Origin of the sequence: Pacificispira sp., from assembly GCF_965228185.1 — a bacterium.
Taxonomy (GTDB): domain Bacteria; phylum Pseudomonadota; class Alphaproteobacteria; order UBA8366; family Aestuariispiraceae; genus Pacificispira.
Genome location: NZ_CBDDHE010000003.1, coordinates 699,628 through 716,127, shown reverse-complemented (window position 1 = coordinate 716,127; position 16,500 = coordinate 699,628). Strand labels below are relative to the sequence as shown.

At 61.9% G+C, this 16,500-nt stretch carries 15 protein-coding genes; 4 read left to right on the top strand and 11 right to left on the bottom strand.

Annotation, left to right across the window (positions count from 1 at the left end):
• Positions 1-15 precede the first annotated feature (15 nt).
• From ACO06O_RS07035 to ACO06O_RS07025, 3 genes are all read right to left on the bottom strand, one after another.
• Positions 16-1,590 carry a hypothetical protein gene (locus tag ACO06O_RS07035; protein ID WP_421877723.1) on the bottom strand — a complete coding sequence of 525 codons (1,575 nt, stop codon included), beginning with the start codon at positions 1,588-1,590 and terminating at the stop codon, positions 16-18.
• A gap of 1 nt (position 1,591) precedes the next feature.
• Complete coding sequence (locus ACO06O_RS07030; protein ID WP_421877721.1) at positions 1,592-3,511, bottom strand: multiheme c-type cytochrome; 1,920 nt, start codon at positions 3,509-3,511, stop codon at positions 1,592-1,594.
• 160 nt (positions 3,512-3,671) lie between these two features.
• Positions 3,672-5,003: a multiheme c-type cytochrome gene (locus ACO06O_RS07025; protein ID WP_421877719.1), complete on the bottom strand. Its 1,332-nt coding sequence runs from the start codon at positions 5,001-5,003 to the stop codon at positions 3,672-3,674.
• Positions 5,004-5,194: 191 nt separating this feature from the next.
• On the opposite strand from ACO06O_RS07025, the gene ACO06O_RS07020 reads away from it, so the two are divergent.
• Positions 5,195-5,896: a DUF1045 domain-containing protein gene (locus tag ACO06O_RS07020; protein ID WP_421877717.1), complete on the top strand. Its 702-nt coding sequence runs from the start codon at positions 5,195-5,197 to the stop codon at positions 5,894-5,896.
• Here ACO06O_RS07020 and phnN read toward each other — a convergent pair.
• From phnN to phnG, 8 genes are read right to left on the bottom strand one after another with little or no spacing between them, the layout of a single operon-like run.
• Positions 5,881-6,429 carry a phosphonate metabolism protein/1,5-bisphosphokinase (PRPP-forming) PhnN gene (gene phnN / locus ACO06O_RS07015; protein WP_421877715.1) on the bottom strand — a complete coding sequence of 183 codons (549 nt, stop codon included), beginning with the start codon at positions 6,427-6,429 and terminating at the stop codon, positions 5,881-5,883. The two genes, ACO06O_RS07020 and phnN, sit on opposite strands and share 16 nt — an antisense overlap.
• A gap of 4 nt (positions 6,430-6,433) precedes the next feature.
• Entirely contained in the window at positions 6,434-7,657 is a 1,224-nt protein-coding gene (locus tag ACO06O_RS07010) for an alpha-D-ribose 1-methylphosphonate 5-triphosphate diphosphatase (RefSeq protein ID WP_421877713.1), read from the bottom strand.
• Between the two features lie 17 nt (positions 7,658-7,674).
• Positions 7,675-8,376 carry a phosphonate C-P lyase system protein PhnL gene (phnL, locus tag ACO06O_RS07005; protein WP_421877711.1) on the bottom strand — a complete coding sequence of 234 codons (702 nt, stop codon included), beginning with the start codon at positions 8,374-8,376 and terminating at the stop codon, positions 7,675-7,677.
• Between the two features lie 12 nt (positions 8,377-8,388).
• Complete coding sequence (phnK, locus tag ACO06O_RS07000) at positions 8,389-9,168, bottom strand: phosphonate C-P lyase system protein PhnK (RefSeq protein WP_421877709.1); 780 nt, start codon at positions 9,166-9,168, stop codon at positions 8,389-8,391.
• Complete coding sequence (locus tag ACO06O_RS06995) at positions 9,165-10,046, bottom strand: alpha-D-ribose 1-methylphosphonate 5-phosphate C-P-lyase PhnJ (protein ID WP_420417107.1); 882 nt, start codon at positions 10,044-10,046, stop codon at positions 9,165-9,167. The genes phnK and ACO06O_RS06995 overlap by 4 nt, the downstream gene beginning before the upstream one ends.
• Positions 10,043-11,113: a carbon-phosphorus lyase complex subunit PhnI gene (locus tag ACO06O_RS06990; RefSeq protein ID WP_421877707.1), complete on the bottom strand. Its 1,071-nt coding sequence runs from the start codon at positions 11,111-11,113 to the stop codon at positions 10,043-10,045. Before ACO06O_RS06990 ends, ACO06O_RS06995 begins: the two co-directional genes overlap by 4 nt.
• Before the next feature lie 3 nt (positions 11,114-11,116).
• Complete coding sequence (gene phnH, locus ACO06O_RS06985) at positions 11,117-11,719, bottom strand: phosphonate C-P lyase system protein PhnH (RefSeq protein WP_421877705.1); 603 nt, start codon at positions 11,717-11,719, stop codon at positions 11,117-11,119.
• Positions 11,720-11,723: 4 nt separating this feature from the next.
• A complete protein-coding gene (gene phnG, locus ACO06O_RS06980) occupies positions 11,724-12,188 on the bottom strand; it encodes a phosphonate C-P lyase system protein PhnG (RefSeq protein ID WP_421877703.1) in 465 nt (154 codons plus the stop codon).
• Positions 12,189-12,383: 195 nt separating this feature from the next.
• On the opposite strand from phnG, the gene phnF reads away from it, so the two are divergent.
• The 3 genes from phnF to ACO06O_RS06965 all read left to right on the top strand — a co-directional run bounded on the left by phnF (position 12,384) and on the right by ACO06O_RS06965 (position 16,486).
• Positions 12,384-13,166: a phosphonate metabolism transcriptional regulator PhnF gene (phnF, locus tag ACO06O_RS06975; RefSeq protein WP_421877701.1), complete on the top strand. Its 783-nt coding sequence runs from the start codon at positions 12,384-12,386 to the stop codon at positions 13,164-13,166.
• Positions 13,167-13,222: 56 nt separating this feature from the next.
• Positions 13,223-14,713, top strand: a complete 1,491-nt coding sequence (locus ACO06O_RS06970) for a tetratricopeptide repeat protein (RefSeq protein WP_421877699.1) — start codon at positions 13,223-13,225, stop codon at positions 14,711-14,713.
• A 99-nt stretch (positions 14,714-14,812) separates the two neighbouring features.
• Positions 14,813-16,486 (top strand): ABC transporter substrate-binding protein, encoded by a 1,674-nt coding sequence (locus ACO06O_RS06965; protein WP_421877697.1) that lies wholly within the window; start codon positions 14,813-14,815, stop codon positions 16,484-16,486.
• The last annotated feature ends 14 nt before the right edge of the window (positions 16,487-16,500 follow it).

The window sequence follows — 16,500 nt, the reverse complement described above, 5'->3', positions numbered from 1 at the left end:
ACTGAAACGACCCGATCAAAATTTGCGGCGCAATTCCAGTCGTACACCGAACAGGTCTTCGTCATTGTCCAGCCACCCCCGGATCGCATCGGTTCGAACAAGCCATCGGTCGTCCAGATTGTGCTGATACCGAACGCTGGCAGCATATTGGTCGCCCGCGATTGTATCCGATTGCCCGCCGAAGGGCTGTACCGTCGCCGCTTCGACCACGAACTGGCGTGACAGATCGAACAGATATTCGATGCCAACCGCGCCGCCGAATGCATCCTGGGCGGTCGAATCCAGCTTGGGGAAGCCCGTCAGGGCATCGGTCTCAAAGGCGATGCCGGTATTTTTCAACAATCCGTCATTGGCCCGTGCCAAGGGTTGGGGCCGATCGACGCCGACGAAAAAGTTGCCGTAGGGGACCAGGGTCGACGGCTTATGCGTGATCAGAGAATTCTCAATCAGGAAGGCGAAACCGTCGGCGGTCTGAGTCAGGTTATTGACCGGATCCTGTCCAAAGTTCCAGTACCCGCGGACGGAGTTCGACAGCCATCCGCCATAGCGCTTCGTCCAAGCGGCGGTTGCGCTGTAGAAGTCGAAATTGCTGAGTGTCGGGCTGTCGCGCTGATCGTCGACATAGCCCAGCCCCGCTTCAAGATAGCCTTCGCGGGTTTCGATGAAGGTCGCCGCGCCATAAACCCGACCGGCGTGATCCGCCAAGGCGCCGTCCGCATCCTGAAGGCCGGCGGTCGATACCTTGTCGAACCCTGCGAAGAAGCTGAAGTCCATGTTGGAAATATCCAGCATGGGCGAGTTCTTGGCCGGTATGGCGAAGGCAGCGCCCGTGAAGGCGTCATCCACCCAGATGCCGTTCTGGTAAAACAGCGGCATCAATCCAAAGCTGAACGGCAGGTCGTAGCTGGACCATTCATCCGTCAGACCACCCTGGATCGCGCCCCAATCGCCCTCGAAGAACAGGGTCTCGATGTTGCCGTCGACAACAAGGTCGGCTTCCTGATGGTCGTCCCCGAAAAATTCGTGCCGGCTGAACTTCCCGCCCTGATCCAGCGGCCGCAGGAACATGTGAATGCGTTCCGTGGCTGTGATCTTCAGATCGACGTCCAGGTTCAATCGGGTCGCGATCTGGCCGATTTCCGTATTGCCGTTGTCGTTGAAGGCAACCGCCGTCCGCCAATCGCCATAGACCAGCAATTGCGGCCGCACGAGGTTCTTCCGGCCGACGACATTGTGGCCGGACCCGAACACACCTTCGGAATACTGCGGGAACCCCAGTTCCAATACCGGTCTGGGACTGTCGAATGCCGTCTTCCCGCCATAGATCTTGATCTGCTCTTCGACGTCGTAATCCACATCGGGATAACTGGGATCCGGGCCGAACTGATCGCGGTCGAACTCTGCCTTCCGGACGGAGGAGTCCATTTCCGGCGGGGCTTGGTGCCCCTTATGTTTTGGGCTGCCGTCGCGTTCTTCCAGAACCGTCTCAGGCGGTGCGGTGTCCCGGCGCAGCACTTGCGCCTGCGCGGCGGTGCTCAGCATCGCGGCGACGGTCCCCAGAACCGTGATCAGGAATGAGGCGCGCATCATCTCATTCCACCTCGAACTCGACCGCGTAGGGATGAATGTCGATCATCCACGCATTGATGTTTTGTTCCATATCGATCGTCGCACCGACGAACTTCATGAAATAGATCGGTTCGGCACGGCTGCGCATCCGGACCTGCAGCTTGTAAGTACCGGGTTTGGTCATCAACTCGGACGGCACCGTATACTCTGCATCGCGATAGCCCAGCGGCGGAATGGAACGCCCTTCCATGCGCACGAAGGGCGGATGGTTCAGGACCGTCGTCGGTACATTCGCCGGCCGTAGGAAGGGAAGCTGGTCGACATCGAAATTGACCGGCAGATACATTTCCCGGTCGGTTCCCTTCACATTCGTCGTCAGGAACTTGGTCTGCAGATTGAACAGCTGGTCGTCATGTTCAATCGTGCCTTCCGCCAGTTCCAGTGAATGCAGATCGACCATATCGCCATACTTGTCGATATATCCGGATTCAAAAACGCGCTCGCCGTCGGGTCCGATCAGGACGACGTTCAGCCAGATTTCCGGCTGTGCACCCAAAGATCCGGACGGCAGATTGTGCCCCAGGTCGACATTGGTAACACGGTAGCGGAAGGAGAAATCTTCGCCCGTCCGCGGCGGCCCGTCGTCAAAGAACGGCCCGTCGATACGGCTGCCGTTTTCCATCACCGCCAAACGGTCCAGCTTCTTGTCTTCCAGCAGGTTCTCGTTCTGACCGATGATGTAGCGGGCCTCTTCGCGGTTTTCCCTCGACGCCCAAACGTCGGGGAAATCCGGCGCCGCGATTTCACCTGACGCCAGCTTGTCTTCCCATGCGGGCTCGCCCCAAGGCGCGCGGTAATCGAAGGTCAGCCATTCCTTGATCGACCATTTCAGGCTGCGCGGGTTGAAGGGGAAAATTCCCGGATGCGCGATCGGATAGCCGGGACCGTAGAAGGCATGGTTCGAATGGCGCCGGTCCGGATCGCCGACGACACGGCCGTTCACAATCGCGACCGGCCAGGTGTCATAACCCTTCGCCTCGCCCGGGATCTTGCCCATATGGCATTCCTGACAGGTGATCCCCTGATCGTGGGCCGGGCTGTCGCGGTATTGATCCCAGACGACCTCAAGCTTGATCCCCAGATTGACCGTCACCTGGTGGCAGGAAACGCAGAACTCGGACTCGCCGATCGTCTCGAAGACTTCGGACGCGACATGGATGGGATAACCTTCCTGCTCAGGATCCGTCGCCACCTTGTAATAGTCGGTGTCGCCCAGGACCTCGGCCAGGCCCGGTGCGCCGCCGGAATTGTAAACTGGCTCGAAAATCGTTCCGGGTTGAATGTGGCGCTCGCCATTGACCTTCCCGAAGGCGTCGTTGACCCGGTGACAGGTGATGCAGGTAATCCCTTCACGCGCGACGAGAGACCGTTCCCACAGAGGCAGTTCGCGCGGCTCGCCCTGCTGTGTGCCGACCTGTTGGTGACAGCGGACGCAGAAGCTGCCGATCGTGCCGGAGCTCAACAGATTGATCGCCTGTTCGAATTTGTGGAACATCGGCGAAATCGACGCATAGGCGTGGTTCGAGGACGCCCATTCGGTGAAAATACGCGGATGACAGCGCCCGCACAGCGCGGCGGAGGGAAATGGCGATTCCTTCAGGACGTCGATATGCGGGTCGGCAGCGCCGCCCTCGCCCAGCATCATTTGGTCCCATTGCGTGCGATAGGCATCGGGTACGTCCGACCCGTCGAACTTCGGCGCGAATCTGGCATAGTATTCGTAATTGGGCAGGTCGCTGGCCAGGATAGGGGCCACGTCCGCCGTTTGAACCGAATTGCCGGGCTCCTCGGCCTGCGCCAGTGATGTTGCGCCGAATCCTAGGCACGCGGCCGTAGCCGCCCCTAAAAGCACCCTGCCGACGAAGGGTCCGAACAATCCCATTGGCATTCACCTACTTCCCCCGGGGACCGGTCGACGCCTGCCCGTCTCGCCACCGTCCCCGCAACGCTTACGATGCCCCGCTCCACCCGCCCTGCTATCGAAGGCTCAGCGGAACTTTGTCAAAAATGCGCCAATCTCCCCAAGATCGGCCCTTTCTAGCCTATTGAACCGCGGAGCGCACGCTTTCGATGGCCGTCAGGTAATCGGACGGCTTGAAGCTTTCGTCATTCTCCACGGCCTTATAGGCGCCATCCAACGCGGTATTCGCCCGGGCCAGGGCATCCCCCTTCAATTGACCGGACGCTTCCAACGCGGCGATAACAGTCCCGATCGCATAGGTCGCCTGCTCCGCCGCGATATAGTCCACGAATTCTCCCTCAAGGCCGACACCGATAAGGGCGTTCAGGACGCGTTCCATCTGATCGCCGCCGAAGCCGTGACCGGAAACTTTCTGGATCAGGCCATCCATTGTGCCCTTCAATTCGTCGGCGGCGGCCAGCGTCGCCTCGTGTCCCTTGGTCGAGGCCTGATGCAGCGCCAGGGTCTGGGCTTCGATCTTCGCCCCAAGATCGGCATCGATGACACCGGCGACGACCCGAAGCATGATCAGATTGCCGTCATTCAGGCGCGGAATGCCGGGACCGAGCCCGACGCTCTCACGCGGCTGCCAGCGCAGATTCGACATCGGGTGATGGCAGGCATGGCAATCGAAGAATACCAGTTCAGGGAAGATCCCGTCCTGATTCCGTCCCGGATCGGTCAACGCGGTCAGGATCTCCTGCACCGCCACGGCCTGACCGATCGCCCAGGTTTTCACGCCGTTCGTCCAGCTCTTACGCTGACGATAGTCGGTATCGACCCGGAAATGCGCGGGTTGGGCGAAGGTGTAGGTGTCCAGTTCAAACGACAGACGCGGATGGCCTGCGCCCATGATCCGGTGCGTGACGAACTTGTCCTTGGTCCCGTAATGACAGCTCAGACAGAGCTTCGCCCGCGCCACCGGCTGATCGGTGGGATACATGCCCGCCGCCAGATTGTCCGCATGCCCGCCGACACCGGCGATATGGGTCCCAAGCCAGTTCTCCGCACCGCCATGGCAGGCCTCGCAGGTGATCCCGTCCGACAGGACGAAATTCTTCGCGCGTTTGGATTGGGGAACGTTGTTGGTGTGACAGTCGAGACAGATTTTCGCCTGCTGCGCGTCGCCGATGCCAAGATTGGCGGCAATACGCTTTGCACGTTCGCCCGCCAGCGTGTCGTAGGCACCGGCATGCGGGTCGTGCTTGGCCCATGTCACCGCCTCGTTCTGCAAAACCGAGGAGTTGGGCCAGGGCTGGACCGCGCCATGGCATGTGGACCCGGCGCAGGTCTGCACCCCAAGATGACTGGAGTCGGAAAATTGCGGCAAAGTCTGCGCCTGCGCCGTGGCGGCGGAAAACGCCAAACCGACCGCGACTCCCAGTCCCGCGACAAATCCACTGAGCTTGTCCATTACCACTCCCCCAAGCGCTCTTTTCAAGCATTCGGGTCAGTATTGCGCGCCTTTCCTTTCGAATCAATGAATCGAAGTCAGAAGTTTTTGAGAAACCCACACCCAACCTATGGACAAAGCACCGAAATTCGGTGCTGATGGTCGCGATTTTCTGACCATATTCCAGCGTTTCCAAGGACCGGGATTCAGCAATGTCATACGCCCGATATGCGATTTACTTCGGCCCCAGGCCAGGAAGCGAATTGCACAATTTTGGACTCGAGTGGCTGGGGACCGATCCGGAAACCGGACGGGATACGAATTGGCGCCCGCTGCCCGGATTCACCCCGGAAACGCACAGCGACCTCGTATCCGCGCCGCGCCGCTATGCCCTGCATGGAACGCTGAAGCCGCCTTTTCGGTTGGCCGACGGACGTGACATTGACGGTCTTCGGCGCGCGACCGAGCTTCTTTCGGGGCGGAGCCGAGCCATCGTCCTGCCGCCCCCCGTCCTGAAGCGATTGGGCGGATTCATGGCGCTTTGCCCGGCAGAACCTTCCCAAACCCTGGCACAATTGGCGGCCGCCTGTGTCATGGAATTGGACGATTTTCGCGCGCCGGCCCCGGCGGCGGAACTGGACCGGCGGCGCGCGTCGGGCCTGACCGCCAGACAGGACGGTTACCTGACGGAATGGGGCTATCCCTATGTCCTGGAGGACTTCCGGTTTCACGTTACCCTGACACGCCGCCTGGATCGTCAGGAGGCGGACCGAATCGAACCGGCGCTGCGAGAGAGGCTTCGGCCGGTTCTGGAACAACCGCTGCAAATTGACGATCTATGCATTTATGGCGAGCCCCCGGACGGGGCGCCGTTTCGAATTGTCGACCGGTTCGCTCTTCAAAGCGCGGCGTAGAGGGCTGCGCGAAAATCCCGTTCCGCCTCAATCAAGGCGCCGTTGTTTCTGACAATCGTCACATCCGGGCCGTCGGGCATCTCATAAGGCGCCCGCGCCAGGCGTTCTGAAATTTCCGCTGCGCTTTCCCGACCACGACAGGCCAGGCGTTCTGCCAGAATCGACGGATCGGCGGTCACGACGATAATGCGACGGCGTTCAAAACGCTGACGGACAGTGTCTATTACGCCCCGCGAAAGGTTGGCGAGAACCGCACGCCCTTCAGACAAGGTCTCGCCGATATCGGCTGGAATTCCATAGCGCAATCCGTGAGCGGCCCAGTCGAGCGCGAAAGCGCCCTGCGCCTGAAGACGGACGAATGTTTCGTCGTCCACCGCCAGATGATCTTCGCCCCCCGCCTCGGCCGGACGCGTGATGCAGCGCCGGACGAAACGGATCGGTCCGTCGGGCCCGAAATGCGCCCGCGCGGCGTCGATCAGACTGTCCTTTCCCGCGCCGGACGGGCCGACGACCCCGATGAAACAGCCCGGCACGGGATCAGGCGACCCGCACGCCGGCGCGCCAGACACCGCGCAGGATCGGATGACGATCGGTCTTCGAGACCCGAACCAGATCCGCAATCTTGCCTGTCGCGATGACGCCACGGTCGTCCAGACCGGCGGCCTTTGCGGGATTCGCCGTCACCGTCGCGACGGCGCCGGGCAGGTCGATCCCGTCGATCGTATCCGCCAGCAGAAAGGCGGCGTGGATCAGGCTCGCCGGCGCATAGTCGCTGGACACCACGTCCAACAGACCGAGCGACGCCAATTCGGCGGCCGCGACATTGCCCGAATGGGACCCGCCGCGCACCAGGTTCGGCGCGCCCATCAGCACCGCCAATCCCTGGTCATGTGACGCGCGGGCCGCGGCAACGGTCGTCGGGAATTCGGCGATGGTCATGCCGTCGCGGACGGCCTCCGCGACATGATCCGCCGTCGCGTCGTCATGGCTCGCCAAGGCATGGCCGTATTCCTGCGCGAGGTTCACGACAAAGCGGCGGTTGCGGTCGCTATGCCGCACCTGATCGCGCTTCCGGTCGACGATGTATTGGGCCATCTCCGCATCGGTGAAACCATGCTTGCCCTGATAGTATTGGACGTATTTGGCCTCATCGACGAACTGCCTCTGCCCCGGTGTGTGATCCATGACCGACAACAGCCCGACCAGCGGACGGCCGATCAGCGGCGGCAGCAAGTCCTCCAACCCGTCGAAAGCGACTTCGCACCGCAGATGCAGCAGATGGCGGGCCTTGAACAGTGCATGGCGCTCACCCTCCTCCAGCGCCTCGCAGATGGATTGCAGCGCACGGAGGCGCAGCCCCGCCTCGTCGAACGCACCGACCGCGACGCTGTCATAGACCGTCGTGATCCCCGCCGCGACGACCTGCATATCATGGGCAATCGCGGCCGGAAGCGCCGGCCACAGCGCGCCGGGCCGCGGCAGCATGTGCTTTTCGATATTGTCGGTATGAAGTTCGACCATGCCCGGCATCAGGTAGTCGCCGTCGCAATCTATGACCGACGCACCGGCCGCGCGCGGGACGGCATCCCCTTCTGCAATCTCGGCGATCTGTCCATCATGGACAGTCACACAGCCCGTCTGAACCCGGTCGGCCAGGATCACTCTGGCATTGGCGAAGACCGTCTCGGCGCCGGTTGTTTGCTCTTCCCGGCACGCGTCCTCGGTTCGCTCACTGACTTCGTATACATCGTCCATTGGCATGATAGGGGGATGTCTCCTCAGGCAGCGACGGCATAGCTGGCGATTTCGAATTCCCGGTCACATACGGCATTTCGTGTTTCAGCATCGTGAAAAATGCCGATCAGCGCGACGCCCCTTGCCTTGGCGTCCCGGATCAGGTCCAGAACCGCCTCACGGTTCGTCTTGTCCAAAGACGCGGTGGGCTCGTCCAGCAGCATCACGGGAAACGGCGCGACGAAGCCACGCGCAATGTTTACGCGCTGCTGCTCTCCACCGGAGAAGGTGGCGGGCGCGAGATGCCAAAGCGATTCCGGCAGGTTCAGACGGGTCAGTATCGCGGCCGCCTTTTCCTGTGCCTCTTCAGGCGGAACGCCCCGTGACACCAATGGCTCGGCGACGACGTCCAGCGTGGAAACGCGCGGCACCACCCGCAGGAACTGGCTGATGTAGCCCAGCGTCCATCGCCGAAGATCCAGGATACTGCGCGGATCGGCGCCAGCCACATCGGTCCAGCCGTCCTTGTGCCGAATCTCGATGGACCCGGCCGGGCAAAGGTAATTGCCGTACAGCATCCGCATCAGGGTCGACTTGCCCTTGCCCGACGGACCGGCCAAGGCAACGCACTCCCCGGCAGCCACCGACATGGAAAGGCCGGCGAAGACAGGCAACGTCGCGCCATCTTGGTTGTGCAGGGTGAAGGACTTGGCGACATCGGTCAGCCGGATCATTTCTTGCGACATCGTCGAGTGCTCCTATGGCTGCAGAACCGAGGAAACCAGCAACTGGGTGTAAGCGTGCTGCGGGTCGTCCAGCACCTGATCGGTGAGCCCCTGTTCCACGACATGGCCGCGCCGCATGACCATCAGGCGGTGCGACAGCAGCCGCGCCACCGCGAGGTCGTGGGTCACGATGATCGCGCCCAGCCCCATTTCGGCCACCAACCGCCGCAGCAGGTCCAACAGCCGTGCCTGGACCGAGACGTCCAGGCCGCCCGTCGGTTCATCCATGAAGACCAGACGCGGCCCGGTCACCAGATTCCGGGCGATCTGAAGCCGCTGCTGCATGCCGCCGGAAAACGTGTCGGGACGGTCGTCGACGCGGCCGATATCGACCTCCGTCTTGTCCAGCCAGTCGATCGCCTGGGATCGGATATCGCCATAGTGGCGGGCACCGACGGCCATAAGGCGTTCTCCGACATTGCCGCCCGCACTGACCGCCATGCGCAACCCGTCGCGTGGATTCTGATGCACGAAGGCCCAATCGGTGCGCATCAGGAAGCGCCGCCGGGATTCCGACATGGCATGGACGTCCATCGCATCGCCCATACGGTCGGTGTATAGAACCCGCCCCTCATCCGGCGCCAAGCGACCGGCCAGGCAATTCAACAGGGTCGTCTTGCCGGAACCGGATTCGCCGACGATCCCGACGACTTCCCCGGGATGCAGATCGAACGACACATCCGCACAGCCCAGATGCGCGCCGTAATGCTTCGTCAGGCCGGTTACCGACAGCAGGGTCGGGGTCGCGCTCATTCCGCTGCCTCCTGTGCCGGGCCGACATGTCCTTCGCCGCGCCGTTTCTCACAGTGATCGGTATCGGAACACACGAACATGCGCGTGCCTTGATCGTCCATGATGACCTCGTCCAGGAAGCTTTCCGTCGCCCCGCACAAGGCGCAGGGCCGGTCCCATTTCTGGACCTCGAACGGATGGTCCTCGAAATCCAGGCTGACCACTTCCGTGTAGGGCGGGATGGCATAGATCCGCTTTTCGCGGCCCGCGCCGAACAACTGCAAGGCGGGCGTCCGGTTCATTTTCGGATTGTCGAATTTCGGCGTCGGCGACGGATCCATGATATAGCGCCCTGCGACCTTGACCGGATAGGCATAGGTCGTGGCGATATGGCCATGCCGTGCGATATCCTCATACAGCTTCACATGCATCAGGCCGTATTCCTCCAGCGCATGCATCTTGCGGGTTTCGGTCTCGCGCGGTTCCAGAAAACGCAGGGGCTCCGGAATCGGCACCTGGAAGACGATGATCTGACCATCTTCCAGCGGTGTTTCCGGGATGCGGTGCCGGGTCTGAATGATCGTCGCCTCGCGGGTCTTCTCGGTCGTTGCGATCCCGGCAACGCGTTTGAAGAATTTGCGGATCGACACGGCATTTGTCGTGTCATCGGCGCCCTGATCGATCACCTTCAACGTGTCGTCGCGGCGCAGGATCGCGGCGGTGACCTGTATCCCGCCGGTGCCCCAACCATAGGGCATGGGCATTTCGCGTCCGGCGAAGGGTACCTGATATCCCGGGATTGCCACCGCCTTCAACAGCGCGCGGCGGATCATTCTTTTGGTCTGTTCGTCCAGATAAGCGAAATTGTATTGCTGATCGGTTTCGGATTCGGGCGTCATTCCGCCGCCTCCCCGCGCATGCGCCGCACCAGTTCCAGTTCCGACTGGAAATCGACATAATGCGGCAGTTTCAAATGTTCCACGAAGCCCGTCGCCTGGACGTTGTCGCAATGCGACAGCACGAATTCCTGGTCCTGGGCTGGGGCCGTGATTTCCTCGCCCAATTCTTCGGAGCGCAAGCTGCGGTCAACCAGCGCCATCGCCATGGCCTTGCGCTCGCCATGTCCGAAAGCGACGCCATAGCCCCGTGTGAATTGCGGCGGCATCGCCTTGGAACCCTTGAATTGGTTGATCATGTTGCATTCGGTCAGTTCGATCTCGCCGATCTCGACCGGAAATCCCAGTTCCTCCGGCATGAACTCGACCGAAACCCGGCCCAGCCGGATCTCGCCGGCAAAGGGATGGGTGCGCCCATAGCCGCGCTGTGTGGAATAGGCGAGCGCCAGCAGATAGCCCTCGTCCCCGCGCGCCAGGCTTTGCAGGCGCGCCTCCCGGTCCATGGGATATTCGGGGGCCTCTCGTGTGATGTCGGCCGGCGCCGCATCGTTATTGGCCATGCCGGGGGTTTCAACCAGCCCCTCGGCAGCCAGAAGGTCCAGGACATGGGGCGCCGTTTCCCCGTCTGCATCCATCGGAAGCGCCATCGGCGCCTCCCCACCCTCTGCCGCCAGTTTGAAGTCCAACAACCTGTGGGTGTAGTCGAAGGTGGGCCCCAGAACCTGACCGCCGGGAATGTCCTTGAACGCCGCCGAGATGCGGCGGTCGATCTTCATTCTGCCCGTGTCCACCGGCAGGCTGGCCCCGAAACGGGTCAAGGTCGTGCGATAGGCCCGGATCAGGAATGCCGCCTCGATCAGATCTCCGCGCGCCTGCTTGATGGCGAGCGCCGCCAGATCACGGTCGAAGACCGACCCCTCGGTCATGACCCGGTCGACCGCCAGTTTCATCTGCTCCCGGATCTGGGCGACGGTCAGTTCCGCCACCTCGGGGTCGCCCCGGCGATCCTCGGCCATCAGGCCATGGGCGTTATCGATAGCGCGTTCGCCCCCTTTTACGGCGACATACATGGCTCAATTCTCCTCCGCCGAAATTCGGATGCTGCGCGGCAACGCCGCGATCTGACCCTGCGAGACGAAAATCGTATCGATTCCCAAGGGAAACAGGACTTGATTGCGCGTCAGGCTCTCCCAGCCCTGACCGGTCATACCTTTCGGCGCCAGATGGGCGACATCCTGAATACCCGGTCCGCGCAGGGCACGCCGAACGCCACCGGTCAGCCCGTCGCACAACACGATGGCTGTGGCAGAGCGGTCGGGATAATCGGGGTCGCCGATGGGCAGGTCTTCGACAAGCGCGGCGAACGCTTCAGCGCCCACGAAAGCGAAACGGCACCGATCGGTCCGGTCGACGATCGGACAGCCGGCATGAAACCGCAGATAGCCATCCAATGCCGCGTTGCGCAGCCCCGGATCGATCCAGACCGGCGTGTCGTCGTCCAACAGGCTGAGCGCCAGCACCGCCGCGGCGGCATCGAAACCCTTTGGCGGCTCTGGAAGCGCAGGCAGATCGACGATCCGCCCCGGCCGTGCCATCGCGTCCAGAATGGCGCGAAACGCATTGGCCGAATCATGGACGGGATCCGAGAAACCGGGTGTGAGTTCGGTGACAGCCATCTCCTCAATCCTCCCCGCGTACCATGGTGAAGAAATCCACCTTCGTGGCCGCTACCTTGGCAGCGCGCGACCGGTCACGTGCCTCGCGCTCGTCCAGCAGTGGCTGAATGATTTGTTCTTGGATGGCCGCCGCTGTTTCGGACCGTTGCAACAGGGCGTCCAGAACCGCCGCACGTTCCGCCTGCGCCTTGTCCCGGCCCGCCAGATAGGCGTGCCCCACGGTCCCATCCGCCAAACGTACAGAGCATCGAGTGACCGTCATTTCGCCGATATTGAACGCCGCGCCGGTGCCGCCGACCCTGCCGCGTGTCATGATCAGCCCGGTTTCCGGCGCCCGAAGCATCTGATAGGGCGGAATGCCGTCCAATGCATCCCACATCGCCTTCAACCTGGAACCGGGCGCGGTCGCCAGCGCGCCCATCCAGCGCTGTCGCGCGACGTTCGCCGGGTCGCCCTGTGTGTTTGACATGGACCTTTCGCCTCCCGTCCAAAACCGCCGATCCGTGACAATCGACAAACTTCCCAAAGGTCTAGACTCGCGCCATAAATTCATATAGACGTCTAGATGAACAGACATTGCAGAATTTGATGACGCGGCGCAAGCCGGTAGTTCAAACCGTGCGGTTAATTAATTGTGACGCCGCTTCGACCGGGAGGTTCAAACGTGTATTCGACCGATGGCGAACCAGTATGGCGTCAAATCGCCGGAACGCTTGAATCCGAGATTGACCAAGGCATCTACGAACCGGGCGACCGGCTGCCGACGGAAAACGAACTGTCACGGCGTTTCGCGGTCAATCGTCATACCGTTCGGCGTTCCATGTCCTTTTTACAGGAAATGGGCAAAGTTCGAATTGAACAGGGGCGCGGCACATTCGTTCAAAGCGACCTTGTCGAATATCCGATCGGGGAGCGCACCCGATTCACGCAGAATGTCACGGAATCGAACCGTCTTCCCAGCAAGACGCTGCTGCGGGCCGAACAGGTTCGCGCCGACGCCGCGGTAGCGCGCAATCTGGGTGTGCGCAAAGGCGCGCCGGTCGTGCTGATCGAGGCGGTCAGCGAAGCCGACGGTCGCCCGATCAGCGTCGCCATCCATTATTTCCCAGCCAAGCGTTTTGCGGACATCATTCCGGTCTTCCGCAAGACGCTGTCCATCACCGAGTCTTTGAGAGCCTGTGGCGTTTTGGACTATAAGCGGTTCTCCACCCGGATCACCGCAACCATGCCGACCCGCCAACTCGCCGCGCATCTTCACCAACCGCCGACCCGGCCGGTCCTTCAGACGGAAAGCATCAATGTCGACATGGACGGTCGGGCCATCGAATACGGCATTTCGCATTTCGCCAGCGACCGCACGCAGTTGATCGTTGAGAGCGAGCCCCTGGACTCCCACGCTGTCATCAAACGTCCACCAAATATTCAAGATCTTCCGGTAGAGGTTTAGCCATTCGGTTTCTATCAACCCGCTTCGACTAGGATACCTGCGAAGCGCGGTTAAACATGACATCCCAAGACGAGTTCCGGCGTGCCTTGGACTATATCAAGGCAGGACAGTTCAAGCGTGCCGACAAGGCCTTATCCCGGACCTCTCGTTCCGCACCGCAGACGCCCGAGCCCCATTTTCTACTGGGCCTCTCCGCCTACCATCAAGGCAAGGCGAAACTGGCCGAACGTCATGTAAGGCGCGCCGTCGACCTTGCCCCGGACCGCACCGACCTGCGCCAGCGGCTCGCGGAACTGCTGCTAGAAAACGGTGACGCGGATGCGGCGCTGGATCACGTTTCGGCAATGCTGACGTACATGCCTGAGAATGTCGCGGCATTGCGCATGGCGGCGAAAGCCCAGGCCATTCTCGGACGTTTTGATGAAGCCGCTGCCCTGCTGACTCGGGCATTGGCAGTTGGGCCGGATGACGGCGCGCTGCATTACGAATTGGGTATCGCCCTAACCCGGCTTGGTGACGACGAGGGCGCGGCGCAAAGTTTCGCGCGGGCGGCCGACAAATCGCCAGACAACGCCGCCGCCTTGTCGCAGCGCGGATCGAGTTTGATCCGGCTCGGCCGCCTTGTGGAGGCCGAGACCACGTTTGCCCGCGCCGCCCGCGCAGCGTCCGATCCCAATCGGCCGGGTGGCATCGAACTCTCGCCCGCCGTTCTGCGCCATGAGGCGGAGCAGATCGATTACCTGGAGCGCATCGGCATCGCCCGGCCCGACGATCTCGCCTATCGCGATAAGGTACGGTCACTACTGGATGACCCGTCCCGTCAGTCCGCGATCGACAGCGCCTTCATTGAACAATATGTGGCCATCGACCATCGCGGGTTCGGCAAGGTGCCGGACGGCGATTTTCTGAATCCCGATATCGATCCCGAACGGGTGCAGGCGGATTATTTCGCCGGCGCACGGTCCTGCATCGAGCTGGACGATGTCCTCGCCCCGGCGGCCCTGTCGGCCTTGAGGCAGTTCTGCCTGGGCGCGCGGATCTGGAAGAAGCCCTATGTTGCCGGATATCTGGGCGCGGGGCTTGGCGAAGGCTTCGGCTGCGAACTGGTGTTGCACCTGTCGGAAACGCTGCGCACCGGGTTTCCCAAGATTTTCCGCGATCACCGCCTGCGGCAGGCCTGGGGCTTCAAGTATGACAATGTCGGCAAGGGCGTGAACGTCCATGCGGATATCGGCGTGGTGAATGTCAATTTCTGGATCACACCCAGCGAAGCCAACAAGGATCCGGACGGTGGCGGTCTGACCGTTTTCGACGCCCCGGCGCCCCAGGACTGGCAATTCGCCGATTACAACACCGATGTGCAGAAAATCAGGCGACACCTGAAGAACAGCAACGCCAAGGCCATCCGAATTCCCCATCGCGGCAATCGCGCCGCGATCTTCGACTCGACCCTGTTTCACGAGACGCATGATATCGATTTCCACCCCGGCTATGAGAACCGGCGGGTCAATGTGACCTTCGTCTTCGGCCGCGGAATGCCGAAATAGCTGCCATCGACCGGGGCCCGTAGAACGGGGCCGGTGACAGCATCAAAAGGCTTGGCTAGTCTTCCCGAGGGAGAGGCACGTCGACGACGTGCGCGAGGGATGACAGTGCGGATAGACTTGCGGACATCGGGTCATTGTGCGCGCGGCCTATGGGCTATTCTGGCCCTTGCCGCTGTGCTGTCCCATGCGCCCAGCACGGCGGCGCAGGAAGCCGTCACGATCCAACTGCGCTGGAAGCACCAGTTTCAGTTCGCCGGCTATTATACGGCTTTGGAAAAGGGGTTCTACGACGAGGCCGGCCTGTCGGTGGAAATCATTGAGGGCGGCCCGGCAAACAACTCACCGATTTCGGCAGTCCTGAACCGTCAGGTCGATTTCGGCGTGTCCGGACCGGGCCTCGCGATCGAGCGCCTTAAGGGACGCCCGCTCTTGGCCGTTGCGGCGATCTTTCAATCTTCGCCGATTGTCTGGATGGTGCGGGACGGGTCCGGCATCGAGCGCCCCCATGATCTGGTGGGCCGGTCCGCAATGCTGATGCCGGCGCCGGAAAGTGCGGAACTGCTGGCCATGCTGCACCTGGAGGGCATCTCTGCGGATGCGGTGGATCTGCGTCAGACGACCTACGATCCGGACGATCTGTTCAGCGGCGCGGTCGATGCCTATGACGCCTATATCACCAACGAACCCTTCGTTGCCGCGCAGCAGGGCCATTCCGTGCGCACGATCAGCCCACGCACATACGGCGTCGACTTCTACAGCGACATCCTGTTCACGTCCGAGGCCTTTGCCGATGAAAATCCCGACACCGTGCGGGCGTTTCGCGAGGCCAGCATTCGCGGCTGGGACTATGCGTTGCGCCATCAGTCGGAAATCGTCGATCTGATCCTGGCGAAGTACCAGCCCGAGAAAGGGCGGGACGCGCTGCTATATGAAGCCGAGACGATGTACAAGTTGATCAACCCCGACATCGTCGCCATCGGTCATATGAACCCCCGCCGCTGGGACGTCATCACCCAGACCTTTAAGGAATTGGGAATGATCGACGGAGATGCCGATCTGAACGGTTTCCTGTTCGATCCGAATGTTCAGGCCGATCTGCGCCCCTATTACCGGGCGATCGCCCTGTCGCTGGCGGCGGCCCTTCTGCTGGCCCTCGCCCTGTTCTGGTATATCCGTCTGACGCGGCGTCTGCGGCGCGAGGTTGCCGAACGGATCAAGGCGGAGACGGAAGCGCGGCGTCTGGCGATGACCGACCCCCTGACCGGAATCGCAAATCGGGCGCTGTTCCGGGACCGGTTGGCGGAAATGCTGTCCCCCGATCACCGCGAACCGGTACTGGCCGCCCTCGCTCTTGTCGATCTGAATGCGTTCAAGTCGGTGAACGATACGCTCGGTCACGCCGTCGGCGATGCCGTGCTGCGCGCGGTCGCGGACCGTTTGACCTCGTCCTGCCGGGCGACCGACATCGTGGCACGGATCGGCGGCGACGAGTTCGCGGTATTGATCGCGCGCCGGGCGGGCGGGCGGGAGCCGGTGGGCCTGATGCAGCGCGTCCTGACGGGGCTGAGCGAGCCGCTCGATCATCGCGGGACGATGGTGAATGTCGGCTGCAGCATCGGCATCGCGCTGTGCCCCGAACATGCGACGGAACCGCATGACCTTTTCGAACTGGCTGACGCGGCGCTCTATGCCGCGAAAGCAGAAGGCGGCAACAGTCTTGCCGTCTACGATCCGCAGCGGCCACAGACATCGCGACAATCCGTGACGGCCTAGCTCTGGTTCGGTCA

Bases quoted from the DNA above. Each gene is read 5' to 3' on its own strand.
- phnG (WP_421877703.1), bottom strand. From the start codon at position 12,188: ATGTCAAACACACAGGGCGACCCGGCGAACGTCGCGCGACAGCGCTGG.
- ACO06O_RS06970 (WP_421877699.1), top strand. From the start codon at position 13,223: ATGACATCCCAAGACGAGTTCCGGCGTGCCTTGGACTATATCAAGGCA.
- ACO06O_RS07030 (WP_421877721.1), bottom strand. From the start codon at position 3,511: ATGGGATTGTTCGGACCCTTCGTCGGCAGGGTGCTTTTAGGGGCGGCT.
- ACO06O_RS07025 (WP_421877719.1), bottom strand. From the start codon at position 5,003: ATGGACAAGCTCAGTGGATTTGTCGCGGGACTGGGAGTCGCGGTCGGT.
- ACO06O_RS07020 (WP_421877717.1), top strand. From the start codon at position 5,195: ATGTCATACGCCCGATATGCGATTTACTTCGGCCCCAGGCCAGGAAGC.
- ACO06O_RS06965 (WP_421877697.1), top strand. From the start codon at position 14,813: ATGACAGTGCGGATAGACTTGCGGACATCGGGTCATTGTGCGCGCGGC.
- phnL (WP_421877711.1), bottom strand. From the start codon at position 8,376: ATGTCGCAAGAAATGATCCGGCTGACCGATGTCGCCAAGTCCTTCACC.
- ACO06O_RS06995 (WP_420417107.1), bottom strand. From the start codon at position 10,046: ATGACGCCCGAATCCGAAACCGATCAGCAATACAATTTCGCTTATCTG.
- ACO06O_RS07010 (WP_421877713.1), bottom strand. From the start codon at position 7,657: ATGCCAATGGACGATGTATACGAAGTCAGTGAGCGAACCGAGGACGCG.
- phnK (WP_421877709.1), bottom strand. From the start codon at position 9,168: ATGAGCGCGACCCCGACCCTGCTGTCGGTAACCGGCCTGACGAAGCAT.
- ACO06O_RS06990 (WP_421877707.1), bottom strand. From the start codon at position 11,113: ATGTATGTCGCCGTAAAAGGGGGCGAACGCGCTATCGATAACGCCCAT.
- ACO06O_RS07035 (WP_421877723.1), bottom strand. From the start codon at position 1,590: ATGATGCGCGCCTCATTCCTGATCACGGTTCTGGGGACCGTCGCCGCG.
- phnH (WP_421877705.1), bottom strand. From the start codon at position 11,719: ATGGCTGTCACCGAACTCACACCCGGTTTCTCGGATCCCGTCCATGAT.